This window comes from Citrobacter sp. R4, assembly GCF_026719175.1.
Taxonomy (GTDB): domain Bacteria; phylum Pseudomonadota; class Gammaproteobacteria; order Enterobacterales; family Enterobacteriaceae; genus Citrobacter_A; species Citrobacter_A sedlakii.
Window position 1 is genome coordinate 92,124 of sequence record NZ_JAPPSU010000008.1, and the last position, 15,981, is coordinate 108,104.

Consider the following 15,981-nt stretch of genomic DNA (forward strand, 5'->3'; position numbering starts at 1 on the left):
AGACAAGGAGCGGCAATGTATTACGGGTTTGATATTGGCGGTACAAAAATTGCGTTAGGCGTGTTTGACAATCAGCGCAAACTCCAGTGGGAAAAACGGATACCTACGCCACGCGACGGTTACGCGGCCTTTTTAGACGCCGTATGTCAGCTGGTGGCGGAAGCTGACCAGCGCTTTGGCGTCAAAGGATCGGTCGGTATTGGTATTCCGGGCATGCCGGAAACTGAAGATGGCACCCTGTATGCCGCGAACGTTCCCGCCGCCAGTGGCAAACCCTTGCGTGCCGACCTTAGCGCGCGTCTTGACCGTGATGTTCGCCTTGATAACGATGCGAACTGCTTTGCGCTTTCTGAAGCCTGGGACGATGAATTCACCCAATATCCGTTGGTGATGGGGTTGATCCTCGGCACCGGCGTAGGCGGTGGTTTGATCCTTAACGGAAAACCGATCACCGGCCGCAGTTATATTACCGGCGAATTTGGGCATATGCGTCTGCCGGTTGATGCCCTCACGCTGATGGGGTTCGACTTTCCGTTGCGTCGCTGCGGCTGCGGTCAACTGGGCTGCATTGAAAATTATCTTTCCGGGCGGGGATTTGCCTGGCTGTATCAGCATTATTATCATCAACCGCTGGAGGCGCCTGAAATCATTGCGCTGTGGGAGCAGGGCGACGAACAGGCGCGGGCGCATGTTGAACGTTATCTGGACTTACTGGCCGTTTGTCTGGGAAATATCCTGACGATTGTCGATCCGGATCTGGTGGTTATTGGCGGCGGCCTGTCGAATTTTACCGCCGTCACCACGCAGCTGGCAGACAGACTGCCGCGCCACTTATTGCCTGTCGCACGCGTACCGCGTATTGAACGTGCGCGTCACGGCGACGCGGGCGGAATGCGCGGTGCTGCCTTCTTACATCTTACCGATTAATCAATAGAGGTTGCTATGCTGTCGCGTCGGGGTCATCGGTTAAGTCGATTTCGTAAAAACAAACGCCATCTACGCGAACGTCTGCGTCAGCGGATCTTTTTCAGAGACAGAGTGGTGCCGGAAGTGATGGAAAAACCGAGAGTATTAGTGCTTACAGGGGCTGGCATTTCTGCGGAGTCCGGAATTCGCACCTTCCGCGCGGCGGACGGTTTATGGGAAGAACATCGCGTCGAAGACGTAGCGACGCCGGAAGGCTTCGCCCGTAATCCGGAGCTGGTGCAGTCATTCTATAATGCGCGTCGTCGACAGCTGCAACAGCCTGAAATTCAGCCGAATCCGGCGCATCTCGCACTGGCGAAGCTGGAAGAGGCGCTGGGCGATCGTTTTATGCTGGTAACGCAAAATATCGATAACCTGCATGAACGGGCGGGTAATCATAATATTATTCATATGCACGGCGAGCTGTTGAAGGTGCATTGTTCGCAGAGCGGGCAGATTCTGCCGTGGACCGGTGACGTTACGCCGGACGATAAATGCCATTGCTGCCAGTTTCCGGCGCCGCTGCGCCCGCATGTCGTCTGGTTTGGTGAAATGCCGATTGGCATGGATGAGATCTATATGGCGCTGGCCATGGCGGATGTCTTTATCGCCATTGGCACTTCCGGGCACGTTTATCCGGCGGCCGGTTTTGTCCACGAAGCGAAACTGCACGGCGCGCACACGGTTGAGCTGAACCTTGAGCCCAGTCAGGTCGGCAGCGAATTCGATGAGAAGTATTACGGCCCCGCAAGCCAGGTGGTGCCTGAGTTCGTCGAGAAGTTACTGAAAGGACTGTGACGCGTTACTGCCCGGAGAGAATGCCGGGCAGCATTTCTCCGTTTTAGCGCAACAGCACCTTGCCCGTCAGATAAGTGGTTGCCTGCCCACCGATGTAAACCCGATCCCCCTTTAGCTGGCAGCGTAGTTCGCCGCCGCGTTCACTCCCCTGATACGCGAGCATCTGCGTTTTATGCAATTTTTCAGCCCAGTAAGGGATGAGCATGGTGTGCGCTGAACCGGTGACCGGATCTTCTGCAACCGCTTCACCGGGGCAGAAGAAACGGCTCACAAAGTCGTATTCCCCGGCACCGGGCGCGGTGACGCACACCATTTTCCCAAGAGGCAGCATGGCGCTGATATCCGGGCACAGCGCTTCCACCTCGCGTTGATGCTCCAGGACAACCAGATAATCTCGTGCGGCGCGCACTTCTGTGTACTGCGTAATGCCTAATGCCTCGAGCAATAAAGGCGGTGGCGTGACGGGGTCCGTCTGCCAGGCCGGAAAATCCAGCGTCAACCACTCGCCGCTGCGGGTGACGGTCAGCGGCCCGACAAATCGGGTATCGAAATGAATGGTCGCATAAGGATAATTCAGATGTTCGAAGATGACGTGCGCCGCCGCAAGGGTGGCATGTCCACACAGATTGATTTCCCCCTGTGTGGTAAACCAGCGCAGCGTAAAACCCATGTCGGAGACCACAAAGAAAGCGGTCTCCGATTGATTATGCTGCTTCGCCATTTTTAAAAGTGTCTCATCGGACAGCCATTCGGTAAGCGGGCAGACCGCCGCGGCATTACCGCCAAAGGTGGTGGTAGCAAAGGCATCTATCATGTAGAAATCAATTTGTTGCATAGCGTCAACCTCACGGCATATCCGGAAAACTCACACCTTATCATGACACGGCAATGCGCAGTTTCATTCTCTTTCCCGAGACCGAAGCGCGGCCTGCAATTTAAGGTAGGTATTGTTTCAGTTGCTTTGCCCTTGCATACATACCGATAACATTCTGACTTCTGGGAGTGGGGGCTGGTGCGTGAAACACTGGCATGGCGCTGCTCCTGAGATGGCCATGTCGCATATCGCCATTGCCGGGGCGCAGGAAGGCAAGGGTGTTGACTGGATGGAACACGGGGCCAGCGAAATGATCATACATGTGAAAAATGAAGCGAAGCGTCAGCATGGCGTGTAATGTGTGTATGTCGCTTTATTCCGTTGACAGATAATTTGTATTCCCACGGGGACCAACACAATGAAGATGGATGCGTTTGCTTTTGGCACCACGAACTGGAACGAAGTTGAAAGAACAGTGTACCCTGGAGAAACGGGCATCGCTTACTGGCGTACACAATACTTTGGTAACAAACCCAATCAAATCCGTGTACGTATGGTTGAGTATACGCCTGGCTACCTTGCGGACCATTGGTGTCAAAAAGGGCATATCCTTTTCTGTATTGAAGGCGAGTTAAAAACCGTGCTGGAAGATGGACGAGAATTTGTCCTGAAGGCCGGAATGAGTTATCAGGTTGGCGATAACGCTGAGCGGCATCAATCCAGCACAACGACAGGCGCAACGCTGTTTATTGTTGATTAACGTGCCAGCAAACCTGGTTGCCATAAAGACTGCTTCTTGCCGGAAAGGTTTTAAGATCTGCACTGAACGAGGAGCGGACATGGAGGGGAAGATGAAGGTATTTAAACCAATGGGCTACTATTTCCAGTAGAGGTAAAAATGGAATACCAAAAGTCACTGCAGAAAATATTGTCAACTGACCCTGTCAGAATGAAGGTTCTTGATGCTGTTCGGGCACTTGAACTCAATGATGGCTGGATTGGGGCTGGGTTTGTGCGAGATGCAGTTTGGGATCAATTACATGAGTATGGCCCAAGTCCTGTTTCTGGTGATGTGGATATAGTCTGGTTTGACTCAGAGCACTGTAGCCCAGAACATGATCGTTACCTTGAAGACAGGCTTAGGCAACAAGTGCCTTCGTTAGATTGGTCGGTGAAGAATCAAGCCAGAATGCATAAACGTAACGGTGATCATCCCTATACATCAACACGAAATGCTCTACTGCATTGGCCTGAAACGGCAACTGCTGTAGCCGTCAGATTGGGGAAGAAAGGTCTTGATATTTGTGCGCCTTATGGACTTTCTGACTTATTTGAATTGCGTTTACGGCCGACTCCTGCATTTGAAATTGATAAATTGGACTCTTTTAAACAACGGGTCACGACAAAGCGATGGCTGGAACGTTATCCAAGATTACAGCTCATTGTTCCCACATAAACACAATATACTAATATCCCGGCTCCTGCGGTTCGATCTTAGATTGATAGACCGTTTCTGGCACAATGCGGACAAGCTAACTGAGCAGAAGGTCAGCAATAAGCGACAATCGGATGTAAGTACGCCACTGATATTGTTACCGAACTTAATGAAACTGCCATCCCTCACGTTGTGTTTTGTCAGGGCAATCATCCAAAAAAATCCACGCTAAGGCGTGGATTTTGCAGAGTGTGAATGAACAGGAATTAGCGCTTCCTGATGCATCAATGCCGTTAGACGTTGAACAAGAAGTTCATCACATCACCGTCTTTAACGATGTAATCTTTACCTTCGGCGCGCATCTTACCGGCTTCTTTCGCGCCCTGTTCGCCCTTATAGGTAATGAAATCATCAAACGCAATAGTCTGCGCGCGAATAAACCCTTTTTCGAAGTCAGTATGGATTTTTCCTGCCGCCTGCGGGGCTGTTGCGCCGACAGGGATAGTCCAGGCACGGACTTCTTTCACGCCAGCGGTGAAATAGGTCTGCAGGTTAAGCAGGCGATAGCCCGCGCGAATCACGCGGTTCAGACCCGGTTCTTCCAGCCCCAGTTCCTGCATGAACTCGTCACGTTCTTCATCGTCCAGCTCAGCGATATCGGCTTCAACAGCAGCACAAACCGGAACAACCACAGAGCCTTCTTTCGCTGCGATTTCACGAACCTGATCCAGATATGGGTTGTTCTCGAAACCGTCCTCGTTGACGTTGGCGATGTACATGGTAGGTTTCAGAGTCAGGAAGCTCAGGTAGCGGATTGCCGCTTTATCTTCGTCGGTCAGATCCAGAGAGCGCAGCATCCCCGCTTCGGCCAGGTGCGGCAGACATTTTTCCAGCGCCGCCAGTTCAGCTTTAGCGTCTTTATCACCGCCTTTCGCTTTTTTCTGCACACGGTGAATCGCACGTTCACAGGTATCGAGGTCCGCCAGCGCCAGCTCGGTATTGATAACGTCGATATCTTCCGCCGGGTTAACTTTGCCTGCAACGTGAATGATGTTGTCGTTCTCGAAGCAGCGCACGACGTGGCCGATCGCTTCGGTCTCACGAATGTTGGTCAGGAACTGGTTACCCAGACCTTCACCTTTGGACGCGCCTTTCACCAGACCCGCGATATCCACGAACTCCATGGTCGTCGGCAGAATACGTTGCGGTTTAACGATCTCAGCCAGTTGATCCAGACGCGGGTCAGGCATCGGTACGACGCCGGTATTCGGTTCGATCGTACAGAACGGGAAGTTGGCCGCTTCAATACCGGCTTTGGTCAGCGCGTTGAACAGGGTGGATTTCCCGACGTTGGGTAAACCAACGATACCGCATTTGAATCCCATGATTTAAATCACCTTAATAACTTGATAATCAACCTGTTACAGAAAACAGATTGTAGAAATGAAAACAACTTTGCCTATTATACACAGCGTACGGCAAAAATGCCGCACATCCCGGTTTATTGTGCCTTAAAGGTATGCAAGCGGCTTGTCGCTTTGGTCAGACCGTCTTTAAACCAAATCTCCGTACAGCGAGCCGCTTCGTCAATCGCGTCGTCAATCAGCTTCTGTTCAGAGACCGGTGGCTTTCCTAACACAAAGCCTACAACTTTATTTTTATCGCCCGGATGGCCAATTCCGATGCGTAAGCGATGAAAGTTAGGGTTATTGCCAAGTTTGCTGATAATGTCCTTCAGGCCGTTATGACCGCCATGCCCACCACCCAGCTTAAATTTGGCAACCCCTGGCGGCAGATCCAGCTCATCATGCGCCACTAAAATCTCATCAGGATTAATGCGATAGAAACTGGCCATCGCGCTGACCGCTTTCCCGCTCAGGTTCATAAACGTGGTAGGCACCAGCAGGCGAACATCTTCACCCTCAACGGTTACCCGGGACGTATAGCCAAAGAACTTCGGCTCTTCGCGTAACGGCGCTCGCAGCCGCTCAGCCAGTAAATCGACGTACCATGCGCCCGCATTGTGTCGTGTTGCTGCATACTCCGCGCCGGGGTTTGCCAGGCCGACAATCAGTTTAATCGTCACGTTTTCTATCCTGCATAGGTCAATCACTGGCGCGTAGTGTACTGTCTGCAGCCCCGCTTGACAAAAAACAGCGTCAGAGAAGAGGGAAATGAATAGTTGCCGCTGTCGACTATTAGAAAGTCAAGGGCTTCAGGGGCTTATTTGTAAAGTTTTGTTGAATGTGACGTTGTATTTGTGATCGCTCCCGCACTCAGAATGGTGCGTGTTGTCTATACTTTACACATAAGGATTAGGGGTATTCCCTGAAACAACCCAAAAGTTCCGGAGGTGACATATGAAACGCAAAAACGCTTCGTTACTCGGTAATGTGCTAATGGGGTTGGGGTTAGTGGTGATGGTTGTTGGCGTTGGTTATTCAATTTTAAACCAACTGCCGCAATTTAACCTGCCACAATTTTTCGCACATGGTGCAGTGCTGAGTATTTTCGTCGGCGCCATTCTCTGGCTTGCAGGGGCACGTGTTGGCGGGCATGAACAAGTTTGTGACCGCTACTGGTGGGTACGCCACTACGATAAACGTTGCCGCCGTAACGACAATCGCCGTCATAGTTAACGCTGATTGCCGGATAGCGAACCAAATGTCGTCTCCGGTCTGACAGTTGGCAAGAAAGGGAGGCCCGGTAAGCGTGAACGCCACCGGGCTTTTGCTTATTTATGTCAAATCCGCCAGGGCGGCGTCGCGATTCGGGAAAAACGCCAGGCGTCCCGGAATCGGCTGGATGCCGGCGCGCGCCATGGTGCGCAGCGGCTGAAATTCAAGATTGCTCACCCGCAGTTCGCATCCCTCCGGCAGCCTTTTGACAAAGCGCTGGAACGCATCCAGTCCGCCCGCATCCAGCACAGGCACTGCATCCCACTTCAGTACGACAACGCGCTTGCCTTCAATTCGTGATTCCAGATCGGTAAACAGCCCTTCAGCGGCGGCAAAAAACAGCGGGCCAATTACGCGCAGCACCAATACATCCTCCGGCACGTCCACGTTAACCGCCGCCAGGCGCGTCATACGCGCGATACGCCGCATAAACAGCAGGGATGCCAGCACAATGCCCACGCTGATGGCGATCACCATATCAAACAGTACCGTCAGCGACATACACATCAGCATCACGATAATGTCGTCTTTCGGCGCGTGGCGCAGCAGGTCCACCACTTTATGCGCTTCGCTCATATTCCACGCCACCATCAGTAGCAGCGCGGCCATCGCCGACAGCGGCAACCAGGAGAGCAGCGGCGCCAGCACCAGCAGCGCGAGGATCACCAGAATCGCGTGAATGACGGCGGAGATCGGCGACGTCGCGCCAGCGCGTACGTTTGCGGCGGAACGGGCAATCGCGGCGGTGGCGGTGATCCCGCCAAAGAACGGCGCGACAATGTTGCCAAGTCCTTGTCCGATCAATTCGCTATTGGCTTTGTGCTTGGTGCCGGTCATTCCGTCAAGCACCACGGCGCACAGCAGCGACTCGATAGCCCCGAGCATCGCCATTGAAAAAGCCGCAGGCAGCAGGGCGCGCAGCGAGTCCCAGCTTAACGTAAAATCGGAATCCGGCAGGTTCCATGGCAGCACCAGCTGAGGTAACAACTGTGGGATCCCGTTGCCCTGCGAACCGTCGGCGAGGATGTAATGAAACTGCGAACCGATGGTCGCGACATGACCGCCGAACAGGTTAACTATCCCCATCACCGCGCAGCCCAGCAGCAGAGCCGGAAGGTGACCGGGCAGACGAATACCCAGCCGTGGCCAGAAAATCAGAGTGCCCAGCGTCACGATGCCAATGGCGGCGTCGCCGAGGTTGATCGTTGGCAGCGCCATAAACAGCGCGCCCACTTTCTGCAGATAATGCTCGGGAACGTGCGCCATCTGCAGACCCAGAAAGTCCTTGATTTGCATGGTACCAATGGTGATACCAATCCCTGACGTAAAGCCTAACGTCACGGAAACCGGAATGTATTCGATCAGGCGGCCAAAGCGGGCCAGTCCAAAGAGGATCAGAAATATGCCGGACATCAGGGTCGCGACCAGCAGGCCTGCCAGCCCAAACTGTTGCGACACCGGGTAGAGGATCACCACAAAGGCGGCGGTAGGGCCAGAGACGCTAAAGCGCGAGCCGCCGGTTAAGGCAATGACAATACCTGCAACCGCCGCGGTGTAGAGACCGTATTGGGGAGCGACGCCGCTGCCTATAGCCAGCGCCATTGCGAGCGGAATCGCAATAATCCCGACCGTTATCCCGGCGATGAGATCACGGGTAAACCGTGAAGCGGTATATTTTTCTTTCCAACAAGCGTCGATGAGGGCGCGGAAAGGCATCACATGTGAGGAAAAGATTCTGTTCACAATAATGTTTCATCCATGAGCGCATCATCTGTCAACTAAATGGCAGGTGAAGGAGGCATAAGTCATACAAATAGTGGTTAAAGATAAAAAAACCGCCGTAGCGGAAGTTCTGAAATGGCAGGCCGTGTGCATCGCCCAAAAACGTTGCCGCTTACCGGGCTGATTCATCATCAAAAAAACCCGCCGCAGCGGGTTTTTGCGCCGGGTTCGATTAATGTTCGAACATGGCAGAGATGGATTCTTCATTGCTGATACGACGAATCGCTTCGGCCAGCATACCCGACAGGGTCAACGTACGTACGTTCGGCAGCGCTTTGATTTCATCGGTCAGCGGAATGGTATCGCAGACGACGACTTCATCAATCACGGAATTACGCAGGTTGTTAGCTGCATTGCCAGAGAAGATCGGATGCGTTGCGTAAGCGAATACGCGTTTTGCGCCACGCTCTTTCAGGGCTTCTGCGGCTTTGCACAGCGTACCGCCGGTGTCGATCATATCGTCAACCAGCACGCAGTCACGGCCCGCAACGTCACCGATGATATGCATCACCTGAGAAACGTTTGCACGCGGACGACGTTTGTCGATGATCGCCATGTCGGTGTCATTCAGCAGCTTAGCGATAGCGCGGGCACGCACGACGCCACCGATATCCGGAGAAACCACAATCGGGTTATCCAGATTCAGTTGCAGCATATCTTCTAACAGAATTGGGCTACCGAATACGTTATCAACCGGTACGTCGAAGAAGCCCTGGATCTGTTCAGCATGCAGGTCAACGGTCAGGACGCGGTCCACGCCGACGCTGGACAGGAAGTCCGCGACAACTTTAGCCGTGATTGGCACACGCGCGGAACGGACGCGACGGTCCTGGCGCGCATAGCCAAAGTAAGGGATAACGGCGGTGATGCGGCCTGCGGAAGCACGGCGCAGGGCATCAACCATAACGACCAATTCCATCAGGTTGTCGTTAGTGGGGGCACAAGTGGACTGGATGATGAAAATATCACCACCGCGTACATTTTCGTTGATTTGTACGCTGACTTCGCCGTCGCTAAAGCGACCTACAGCGGCGTCGCCGAGAGAAGTGTACAGGCGGTTGGCAATACGTTGTGCTAGTTCCGGGGTGGCGTTACCAGCAAAAAGCTTCATATCAGGCACGAGAAGAACCTCAGGCATGCGTCCATTGGTGGAAAGAATCTGCCAAAAACTGTGCGGGCCAGGCAGGATTCTCTCCATGCGGTGTATTAAAGAGCGCGATGCAACGTCTGGAACAGGGTGACGTTGTCACCGAAACTCAGCTTGCCCGGCTTACTCGCCATCATTCCTCTCTCATGTATGTTGGCTCTAATGCTTCACACCCGTCACATACTGAAGTACGCGGCTGGTGATTCGTCATCTCGCCATCTTCCTGAAACGTGGATGATTTAGAGTAACGCCCGATGCAAAGGGGAGAGGTTGACGCCTTTCGCCACAAAGCCTTCGAGCCATTCCGGGGCTTGCTCAAGCACCTGGCGAGCACGAGACTCTGTATCGAATTCAGCAAAGACACAGGCCCCTGTACCAGTCAGGCGCGACGGCGCGTATTCTAACAGCCAGGAAAGCGCGGCATCAACCTCGCGAAAACGTTTTCTTGCGATAACCTCGCAATCATTGCTGAATTCACAATTTAATAACGTTTCTATTGACCTTTTTGGCGTGTTACGGGGCAAATCCGGATCGTTGAAGATCGCCGGAGTCGGAATACTGACGCCCGGATGCGCCACCAGATACCATTTTTCGGGCGGATTAACCGGCGTGAGGATTTCTCCCACGCCTTCGGCGAAGGCGGCATGGCCACGAACAAATACCGGGACGTCCGCGCCAAGCTGGATCCCCAGTTCCGCCAGTTCATCCACCGACAGGCCGCATTGCCAGAGGTGGTTAAGCGCCACAAGGATCGTCGCAGCGTTAGAGGAACCGCCGCCGAGTCCGCCGCCCATCGGCAGACGCTTGTCGATGCGAATATCCGCGCCGCTGCCGGTCGGCAGACGACCATGTTGCGCGGCTGTTTTCATCAGCAAACGCGCGGCGCGAACGATCAGGTTATCCTCATGCGCCACGCCGTCTACCGGCGTCAGCAGACGAATCTCGCCATCGCTGCGCGGCGTAATGTCGATCGTGTCGCCGTAATCGAGGAACTGAAACAGGGTTTGCAGCGTGTGATAACCGTCCGCGCGCTGGCCGGTAATGTATAAAAACAGATTCAGTTTTGCCGGGGATGGCCAGTGGGTCATCATTTCACAATCCAGTTATCCATTTTCAACTTGATGCGCAGGTCGCCATCCGAAAGTTCCATATTGGCAGGCATGGCCGGTTGCGTTTTGCTGTCATAGGCGCTGTAAACGACCTTCCAGTTTTTGCCATCCTGACGGTAATTCACTTCGCGCAGGCGATACTGATCGTCAAGTTTATAGTCGGTAGCGTCACCCGGCAGGCCCAGAATCCACTGGCGCAGGCTGTTCAGCGGAATCGGCATCCCGGTCAGCTTGCCGATCATCTCTTCGCCGTCTTCGGCGGTATAGCGCTGGCCCTTGTTATCCACCAGTTGAACGTGACCTGGCTGCGCGTTCAGCTCCAGCTCAGTGCTGCCCAGCGGGTTCGTCAGCAGCAGGCGATAGCGGTCCTGGCCGGTTTGCTGCCAGAAGAAGCGGGCATAGACCTTCTGATCGTCAGAAATAAAGGCAAACGCCCCGCGGGTCTGATACTGATTTAACTGAAGCACAGCCTGCTGGTGCTGTCGCCACTGCGGGGAATCGGGACTTTTGCCCGGTCCTTTTGGCGCGTTGATCGTACAGGCGGTGAGTACCAGGCTTGCCAGCGGAAGCAGGCGGATCAGGCGAAAGTCAGGCAGGGTCATAGTGATGACGAATCCTTGTGATACGTTGCAATAATAACCCTTAATGCTAGCGCCGCGCGGGTATATCGTCTACGTTCACGTTATCTTAATTTAAGCGTTAAGCGATTACTCCAAAAGGGGGCGCTCTCTTTTATTGATTACGCGCATCCTGTATGATGCGAGCAGACTAACCATATCAACGCTGGTACTACTCCCGCAGACATGACCCTTTTAGCGCTCGGCATTAACCATAAAACGGCACCTGTATCGCTGCGAGAACGTGTAACGTTTTCGCCGGACACGCTCGATCAGGCGCTGGACAGCCTGCTCGCGCAGCCTATGGTGCAGGGTGGGGTAGTGCTGTCGACCTGTAACCGTACAGAGCTGTATCTCAGCGTTGAAGAGCAGGACAATTTGCAGGAGGCGCTGATTCGTTGGTTATGCGACTACCATAACCTTAACGAAGACGATCTGCGCAGCAGCCTCTACTGGCATCAGGATAACGCCGCCGTTAGCCATCTGATGCGCGTCGCCAGCGGGCTCGACTCGCTGGTACTCGGCGAACCGCAAATCCTCGGCCAGGTGAAAAAAGCCTTTGCCGATTCGCAGAAAGGCCACCTCAACGCCAGCGCGCTGGAACGCATGTTCCAGAAATCCTTCTCCGTCGCGAAACGCGTGCGTACTGAAACCGACATCGGCGCCAGCGCGGTATCCGTCGCCTTCGCCGCCTGTACGTTGGCGCGCCAGATCTTCGAATCACTGTCTACTGTCACCGTGCTGCTGGTCGGCGCAGGAGAAACCATCGAGCTGGTGGCGCGTCATCTGCGCGAACACAAGGTGCAGAAGATGATCATCGCTAACCGTACTCGCGAACGGGCGCAGGTGCTGGCCGATGAAGTCGGCGCCGAGGTCATCGCGCTGAGCGACATCGACGCGCGTTTGCAGGAGGCGGACATTATTATCAGTTCCACCGCCAGCCCGCTGCCGATCATTGGCAAAGGGATGGTGGAGCGCGCGCTGAAAAGCCGCCGCAACCAGCCGATGCTGCTGGTGGATATCGCTGTCCCGCGCGATGTCGAGCCGGAAGTCGGCAAGCTGGCAAATGCCTATCTCTACAGCGTTGACGATCTGCAAAGCATCATTTCGCATAACCTGGCGCAGCGTAAAGCCGCGGCCGTGGAAGCCGAAACCATCGTGGCGCAGGAAACCAGCGAATTTATGGCCTGGCTGCGCGCGCAAGGCGCCAGCGAGACCATTCGCGAATACCGCAGCCAGTCTGAACAGGTGCGCGACGAGCTGACCGCCAAAGCGCTGGCTGCGCTGGAGCAGGGCGGCGATGCCCAGGCGATTATGCAGGATCTGGCCTGGAAGCTGACCAACCGCTTGATCCACGCCCCAACCAAATCTCTACAGCAGGCTGCCCGTGACGGGGACGACGAACGCCTGAATATTCTGCGCGACAGCCTCGGGCTGGAGTAGCAGCACACCCCTCTTTTTTTACAAGGTGCATTTACGCCTATGAAGCCTTCTATCGTTGCCAAACTGGAAGCCCTGCATGAACGCCATGAGGAAGTTCAGGCGTTGCTGGGTGATGCGGGAACCATCGCAGACCAGGAACGTTTTCGCGCGCTGTCGCGTGAGTATGCACAATTAAGCGATGTTTCTCGCTGTTTTACGGACTGGCAACAGGTTCAGGAAGATATCGAAACGGCACAGATGATGCTCGACGATCCTGAAATGCGTGAAATGGCGCAGGAAGAACTGCGCGAAGCAAAAGACAAAAGTGAACAACTGGAACAGCAGCTCCAGCTTTTGCTGCTGCCCAAAGATCCGGACGACGAGCGCAACGCGTTCCTCGAAGTGCGCGCCGGCACCGGCGGCGACGAAGCGGCGCTGTTTGCCGGCGATCTGTTCCGCATGTACAGCCGCTACGCCGAAACCCGTCGCTGGCGGGTAGAGATCATGAGCATGAGCGAAGGCGAACACGGCGGTTATAAAGAGATCATCGCCAAAATCAGCGGCGACGGGGTCTATGGGCGACTGAAGTTTGAGTCCGGCGGTCATCGCGTCCAGCGCGTACCGGCAACGGAGTCACAAGGACGTATCCATACCTCCGCCTGCACCGTCGCGGTGATGCCGGAACTGCCGGAAGCAGAACTACCGGATATTAACCCGGCCGATCTGCGCATTGATACCTTCCGCTCCTCGGGGGCGGGTGGTCAGCACGTTAACACCACCGACTCGGCGATCCGTATTACTCACCTGCCGACCGGCATTGTGGTGGAGTGCCAGGACGAACGTTCGCAGCACAAAAACAAAGCGAAAGCGCTCTCTGTGCTCGGCGCGCGTATTCGCGCGGCGGAAGTGGCGAAGCGCCAGCAGGAAGAGGCCTCCACCCGCCGAAACCTGTTAGGCAGCGGCGATCGCAGCGACCGTAACCGTACCTACAATTTTCCACAGGGGCGGGTCACCGACCACCGTATCAACCTGACGCTGTATCGCCTGGACGAAGCGATGGAAGGCAAGCTGGATATGCTGATCGAGCCCATCGTGCAGGAATACCAGGCTGACCAACTGGCGGCGCTATCCGAGCAGGAATAATGAATTTTCAACACTGGTTGCGTGAGGCCATAAGCCAGCTACAGGAAAGCGATTCGCCACGTCGTGACGCCGAGATCCTGCTTGAATATGTCACCGGCAAGGGGCGCACCTGGATTCTGGCGTTTGGCGAAACGGAATTAACCGACGCCCAGCGCCAGCAACTGGCTGCGCTGCTGGCGCGCCGTCGCCGTGGCGAACCGATCGCCCATCTGATCGGCGAACGGGAATTCTGGTCGCTGCCGCTGTTTGTCTCGCCAGCGACCCTGATCCCGCGCCCGGATACCGAATGTCTGGTTGAACAGGCTCTGGCGCGTCTGCCTGCTGCGTCATGCCGGATCCTGGATCTGGGCACCGGTACCGGGGCGATTGCGCTGGCGCTGGCTTCCGAGCGCCCTGACTGCGACGTCACGGCGGTGGACCGGATGCCGGAGGCCGTTGCACTAGCGCAGCGAAATGCCACCCGACACGCCATCACAAACGTCAGAATCCTGCAAAGCGACTGGTTCAGCGCCTTAGCCGGGAACCAGTTTGAGATGATAGTCAGCAACCCGCCGTACATCGATGAGCAGGATCCGCATCTTTCGCAGGGCGACGTTCGCTTTGAGCCGCTGACGGCGCTGGTCGCGGGCGATCACGGGATGGCGGACATCAAGCACATCATCGAACGTGCGCGCGCCGTTCTGATGCCGGAGGGCATGTTGCTGCTGGAACACGGCTGGCAGCAGGGGACAGCCGTGCGCGACGCTTTTGTCCGCGCGGGCTATCACGACGTGGAGACCTGCCGGGACTACGGCGATAACGAGCGGGTGACGCTGGGACGCTGGCGGCCGTGAGCAGTTTTACGCTTTTGCTTACCCTCCACTTGCTGAGCATCGCCCTCTCAGTCAGCCTGTTTGTGCTGCGTTTCTGGTGGCGGGAAAGCCATTCTCCGCAGGCTGATGCCCGCTGGACGCGAGTTGTACCGCCCGTTGTTGATACGTTCCTGTTACTCAGCGGTATCGGCTTAATCGCTAAAACGCACATCCTGCCATTCACCGAACAGGGCTCATGGCTGACTGAGAAGCTGTTTGGCGTTATCATTTACATCGTTTTGGGTTTTATCGCGCTTGATTACCGTCGGGCGCGCAGTCGGCAGACGCGGTGGATCGCGTTTCCGCTGGCGTTGGTGGCGCTGTACATCATCGTTAAACTCGCCACCACAAAAATATCGTTACTGGGGTAAGTCATGAGATCGTTAGCTGATTTCGAATTTAATAAAGCGCCACTGTGCGACGGAATGATTCTGGCGTCGGAAGCCATCCGCCTGGATTTTCCCTCACAAACTGTCTACGACGAGCTGGAACGTCTGGTCAGCCTGGCGCAAGAAGAAATTAGCCAGCTCCTGTCTCAGGATGAGCAACTGGAAAAATTGCTGGCACTTTTTTACGGCGAATGGGGCTTTACTGACAGCCGCGGCGTCTACCGTTTGTCCGATGCATTATGGCTTGACCAGGTTCTGAAAAACCGTCAGGGCAGCGCGGTGTCGCTGGGCGCGATCTTACTGTGGGTCGCCAACCGCCTGTCATTACCGCTGGTGCCGGTCATTTTCCCGACGCAGCTTATTTTGCGCATTGAGTCGCTGGAAGGGGAAATGTGGCTGATTAATCCCTTCAACGGCGAAACGCTGAATGAGCATACGCTGGAAGTCTGGCTGAAAGGCAATATCAGTCCGGTCGCGGAACTGTTTAACGAAGATCTGGACGAAGCCGATAACGCGGAAGTTATTCGCAAACTGCTCGACACGCTGAAATCCTCTCTGATGGAAGAACAGCAGATGGAACTGGCGCTGCGGACCAGTGAAGCGTTGCTGCAATTTAATCCGGAAGATCCGTATGAAATACGCGACCGGGGATTAATCTATGCGCAACTGGAATGTGAACACGTGGCGTTGACCGATTTAAGCTATTTCGTTGAACAGTGTCCGGAAGACCCGATCAGCGAAATGATTCGTGCGCAGATTAATAACATCTCGCACAAGCAAATTGTTCTGCATTAATTTATCGACACTCTTACTCACCATTAAGGCGATCC

The 15,981-nt window shown here is 54.8% G+C and carries 18 protein-coding genes; 11 read left to right on the plus strand and 7 right to left on the minus strand.

What is annotated here, in order from left to right; genetic code table 11:
- The first annotated feature begins 15 nt into the window (after nucleotides 1-15).
- On the plus strand, nucleotides 16-927 hold the full coding sequence (gene nagK, locus OOJ60_RS16915; RefSeq protein WP_042283665.1) for an N-acetylglucosamine kinase: 912 nt from the start codon (nucleotides 16-18) through the stop codon (nucleotides 925-927).
- 15 nt (nucleotides 928-942) lie between these two features.
- The gene (gene cobB / locus OOJ60_RS16920; protein WP_205612104.1) at nucleotides 943-1,764 is read left to right on the plus strand and encodes a Sir2 family NAD+-dependent deacetylase; all 822 of its coding nucleotides are present in this window, start codon (nucleotides 943-945) and stop codon (nucleotides 1,762-1,764) included.
- A gap of 43 nt (nucleotides 1,765-1,807) precedes the next feature.
- Here the strand turns inward: cobB and OOJ60_RS16925 are convergent, their stop codons facing one another.
- A complete protein-coding gene (locus OOJ60_RS16925) occupies nucleotides 1,808-2,599 on the minus strand; it encodes a PhzF family phenazine biosynthesis protein (protein WP_205612103.1) in 792 nt (263 codons plus the stop codon).
- A gap of 181 nt (nucleotides 2,600-2,780) precedes the next feature.
- Between OOJ60_RS16925 and OOJ60_RS16930 the strand changes: the two genes are divergently transcribed.
- The 3 genes from OOJ60_RS16930 (at nucleotide 2,781) to OOJ60_RS16940 (ending at nucleotide 4,034) form a co-directional block, all read left to right on the plus strand.
- The gene (locus OOJ60_RS16930) at nucleotides 2,781-2,936 is read left to right on the plus strand and encodes a hypothetical protein (RefSeq protein ID WP_407057095.1); all 156 of its coding nucleotides are present in this window, start codon (nucleotides 2,781-2,783) and stop codon (nucleotides 2,934-2,936) included.
- Nucleotides 2,937-2,996: 60 nt separating this feature from the next.
- Entirely contained in the window at nucleotides 2,997-3,338 is a 342-nt protein-coding gene (locus tag OOJ60_RS16935) for a DHCW motif cupin fold protein (protein ID WP_205612102.1), read from the plus strand.
- Between the two features lie 138 nt (nucleotides 3,339-3,476).
- Nucleotides 3,477-4,034, plus strand: coding sequence for a nucleotidyltransferase family protein (locus OOJ60_RS16940; RefSeq protein WP_072014935.1), 558 nt, complete (start codon nucleotides 3,477-3,479; stop codon nucleotides 4,032-4,034).
- Nucleotides 4,035-4,306: 272 nt separating this feature from the next.
- Here OOJ60_RS16940 and ychF read toward each other — a convergent pair whose 3' ends face one another.
- Entirely contained in the window at nucleotides 4,307-5,398 is a 1,092-nt protein-coding gene (ychF, locus tag OOJ60_RS16945; RefSeq protein WP_042283652.1) for a redox-regulated ATPase YchF, read from the minus strand.
- A gap of 116 nt (nucleotides 5,399-5,514) precedes the next feature.
- Entirely contained in the window at nucleotides 5,515-6,099 is a 585-nt protein-coding gene (gene pth, locus OOJ60_RS16950; protein WP_042283649.1) for an aminoacyl-tRNA hydrolase, read from the minus strand.
- A 274-nt stretch (nucleotides 6,100-6,373) separates the two neighbouring features.
- On the opposite strand from pth, the gene ychH reads away from it, so the two are divergent.
- Nucleotides 6,374-6,652 carry a stress-induced protein YchH gene (ychH, locus tag OOJ60_RS16955; protein WP_012906045.1) on the plus strand — a complete coding sequence of 93 codons (279 nt, stop codon included), beginning with the start codon at nucleotides 6,374-6,376 and terminating at the stop codon, nucleotides 6,650-6,652.
- 99 nt (nucleotides 6,653-6,751) lie between these two features.
- Here the strand turns inward: ychH and dauA are convergent, their stop codons facing one another.
- From dauA to lolB, 4 genes are all read right to left on the minus strand, one after another.
- Entirely contained in the window at nucleotides 6,752-8,434 is a 1,683-nt protein-coding gene (dauA, locus tag OOJ60_RS16960; protein ID WP_181823067.1) for a C4-dicarboxylic acid transporter DauA, read from the minus strand.
- 211 nt (nucleotides 8,435-8,645) lie between these two features.
- Nucleotides 8,646-9,593 carry a ribose-phosphate diphosphokinase gene (gene prs, locus OOJ60_RS16965; RefSeq protein WP_001518537.1) on the minus strand — a complete coding sequence of 316 codons (948 nt, stop codon included), beginning with the start codon at nucleotides 9,591-9,593 and terminating at the stop codon, nucleotides 8,646-8,648.
- 266 nt (nucleotides 9,594-9,859) lie between these two features.
- The gene (gene ispE, locus OOJ60_RS16970; protein ID WP_042283642.1) at nucleotides 9,860-10,711 is read right to left on the minus strand and encodes a 4-(cytidine 5'-diphospho)-2-C-methyl-D-erythritol kinase; all 852 of its coding nucleotides are present in this window, start codon (nucleotides 10,709-10,711) and stop codon (nucleotides 9,860-9,862) included.
- Entirely contained in the window at nucleotides 10,708-11,331 is a 624-nt protein-coding gene (lolB, locus tag OOJ60_RS16975; RefSeq protein WP_199957882.1) for a lipoprotein insertase outer membrane protein LolB, read from the minus strand. Before lolB ends, ispE begins: the two co-directional genes overlap by 4 nt.
- A 201-nt stretch (nucleotides 11,332-11,532) precedes the next feature.
- Between lolB and hemA the strand changes: the two genes are divergently transcribed.
- The 5 genes from hemA to sirB1 are packed head-to-tail and all read left to right on the plus strand — an operon-like array spanning nucleotide 11,533 to nucleotide 15,946.
- Nucleotides 11,533-12,789 (plus strand): glutamyl-tRNA reductase, encoded by a 1,257-nt coding sequence (hemA, locus tag OOJ60_RS16980; protein ID WP_042283635.1) that lies wholly within the window; start codon nucleotides 11,533-11,535, stop codon nucleotides 12,787-12,789.
- Nucleotides 12,790-12,828: 39 nt separating this feature from the next.
- Complete coding sequence (prfA, locus tag OOJ60_RS16985) at nucleotides 12,829-13,911, plus strand: peptide chain release factor 1 (RefSeq protein ID WP_042283633.1); 1,083 nt, start codon at nucleotides 12,829-12,831, stop codon at nucleotides 13,909-13,911.
- Nucleotides 13,911-14,744 carry a peptide chain release factor N(5)-glutamine methyltransferase gene (gene prmC, locus OOJ60_RS16990; RefSeq protein ID WP_205612101.1) on the plus strand — a complete coding sequence of 278 codons (834 nt, stop codon included), beginning with the start codon at nucleotides 13,911-13,913 and terminating at the stop codon, nucleotides 14,742-14,744. Before prfA ends, prmC begins: the two co-directional genes overlap by 1 nt.
- Nucleotides 14,741-15,133, plus strand: a complete 393-nt coding sequence (sirB2, locus tag OOJ60_RS16995) for an invasion regulator SirB2 (RefSeq protein WP_042283628.1) — start codon at nucleotides 14,741-14,743, stop codon at nucleotides 15,131-15,133. The genes prmC and sirB2 overlap by 4 nt, the downstream gene beginning before the upstream one ends.
- 3 nt (nucleotides 15,134-15,136) lie before the next feature.
- The gene (sirB1, locus tag OOJ60_RS17000) at nucleotides 15,137-15,946 is read left to right on the plus strand and encodes an invasion regulator SirB1 (protein WP_042283626.1); all 810 of its coding nucleotides are present in this window, start codon (nucleotides 15,137-15,139) and stop codon (nucleotides 15,944-15,946) included.
- Nucleotides 15,947-15,981: the final 35 nt, after the last annotated feature.

Excerpts from the sequence above, each read along its gene's own strand:
- prfA (WP_042283633.1), top strand. The coding sequence starts at position 12,829 with ATGAAGCCTTCTATCGTTGCCAAACTGGAAGCCCTGCATGAACGCCAT.
- ychH (WP_012906045.1), top strand. The coding sequence starts at position 6,374 with ATGAAACGCAAAAACGCTTCGTTACTCGGTAATGTGCTAATGGGGTTG.
- sirB1 (WP_042283626.1), top strand. The coding sequence starts at position 15,137 with ATGAGATCGTTAGCTGATTTCGAATTTAATAAAGCGCCACTGTGCGAC.
- lolB (WP_199957882.1), bottom strand. The coding sequence starts at position 11,331 with ATGACCCTGCCTGACTTTCGCCTGATCCGCCTGCTTCCGCTGGCAAGC.
- prmC (WP_205612101.1), top strand. The coding sequence starts at position 13,911 with ATGAATTTTCAACACTGGTTGCGTGAGGCCATAAGCCAGCTACAGGAA.
- ispE (WP_042283642.1), bottom strand. The coding sequence starts at position 10,711 with ATGATGACCCACTGGCCATCCCCGGCAAAACTGAATCTGTTTTTATAC.
- OOJ60_RS16940 (WP_072014935.1), top strand. The coding sequence starts at position 3,477 with ATGGAATACCAAAAGTCACTGCAGAAAATATTGTCAACTGACCCTGTC.
- OOJ60_RS16925 (WP_205612103.1), bottom strand. The coding sequence starts at position 2,599 with ATGCAACAAATTGATTTCTACATGATAGATGCCTTTGCTACCACCACC.
- ychF (WP_042283652.1), bottom strand. The coding sequence starts at position 5,398 with ATGGGATTCAAATGCGGTATCGTTGGTTTACCCAACGTCGGGAAATCC.
- OOJ60_RS16935 (WP_205612102.1), top strand. The coding sequence starts at position 2,997 with ATGAAGATGGATGCGTTTGCTTTTGGCACCACGAACTGGAACGAAGTT.
- nagK (WP_042283665.1), top strand. The coding sequence starts at position 16 with ATGTATTACGGGTTTGATATTGGCGGTACAAAAATTGCGTTAGGCGTG.
- cobB (WP_205612104.1), top strand. The coding sequence starts at position 943 with ATGCTGTCGCGTCGGGGTCATCGGTTAAGTCGATTTCGTAAAAACAAA.
- hemA (WP_042283635.1), top strand. The coding sequence starts at position 11,533 with ATGACCCTTTTAGCGCTCGGCATTAACCATAAAACGGCACCTGTATCG.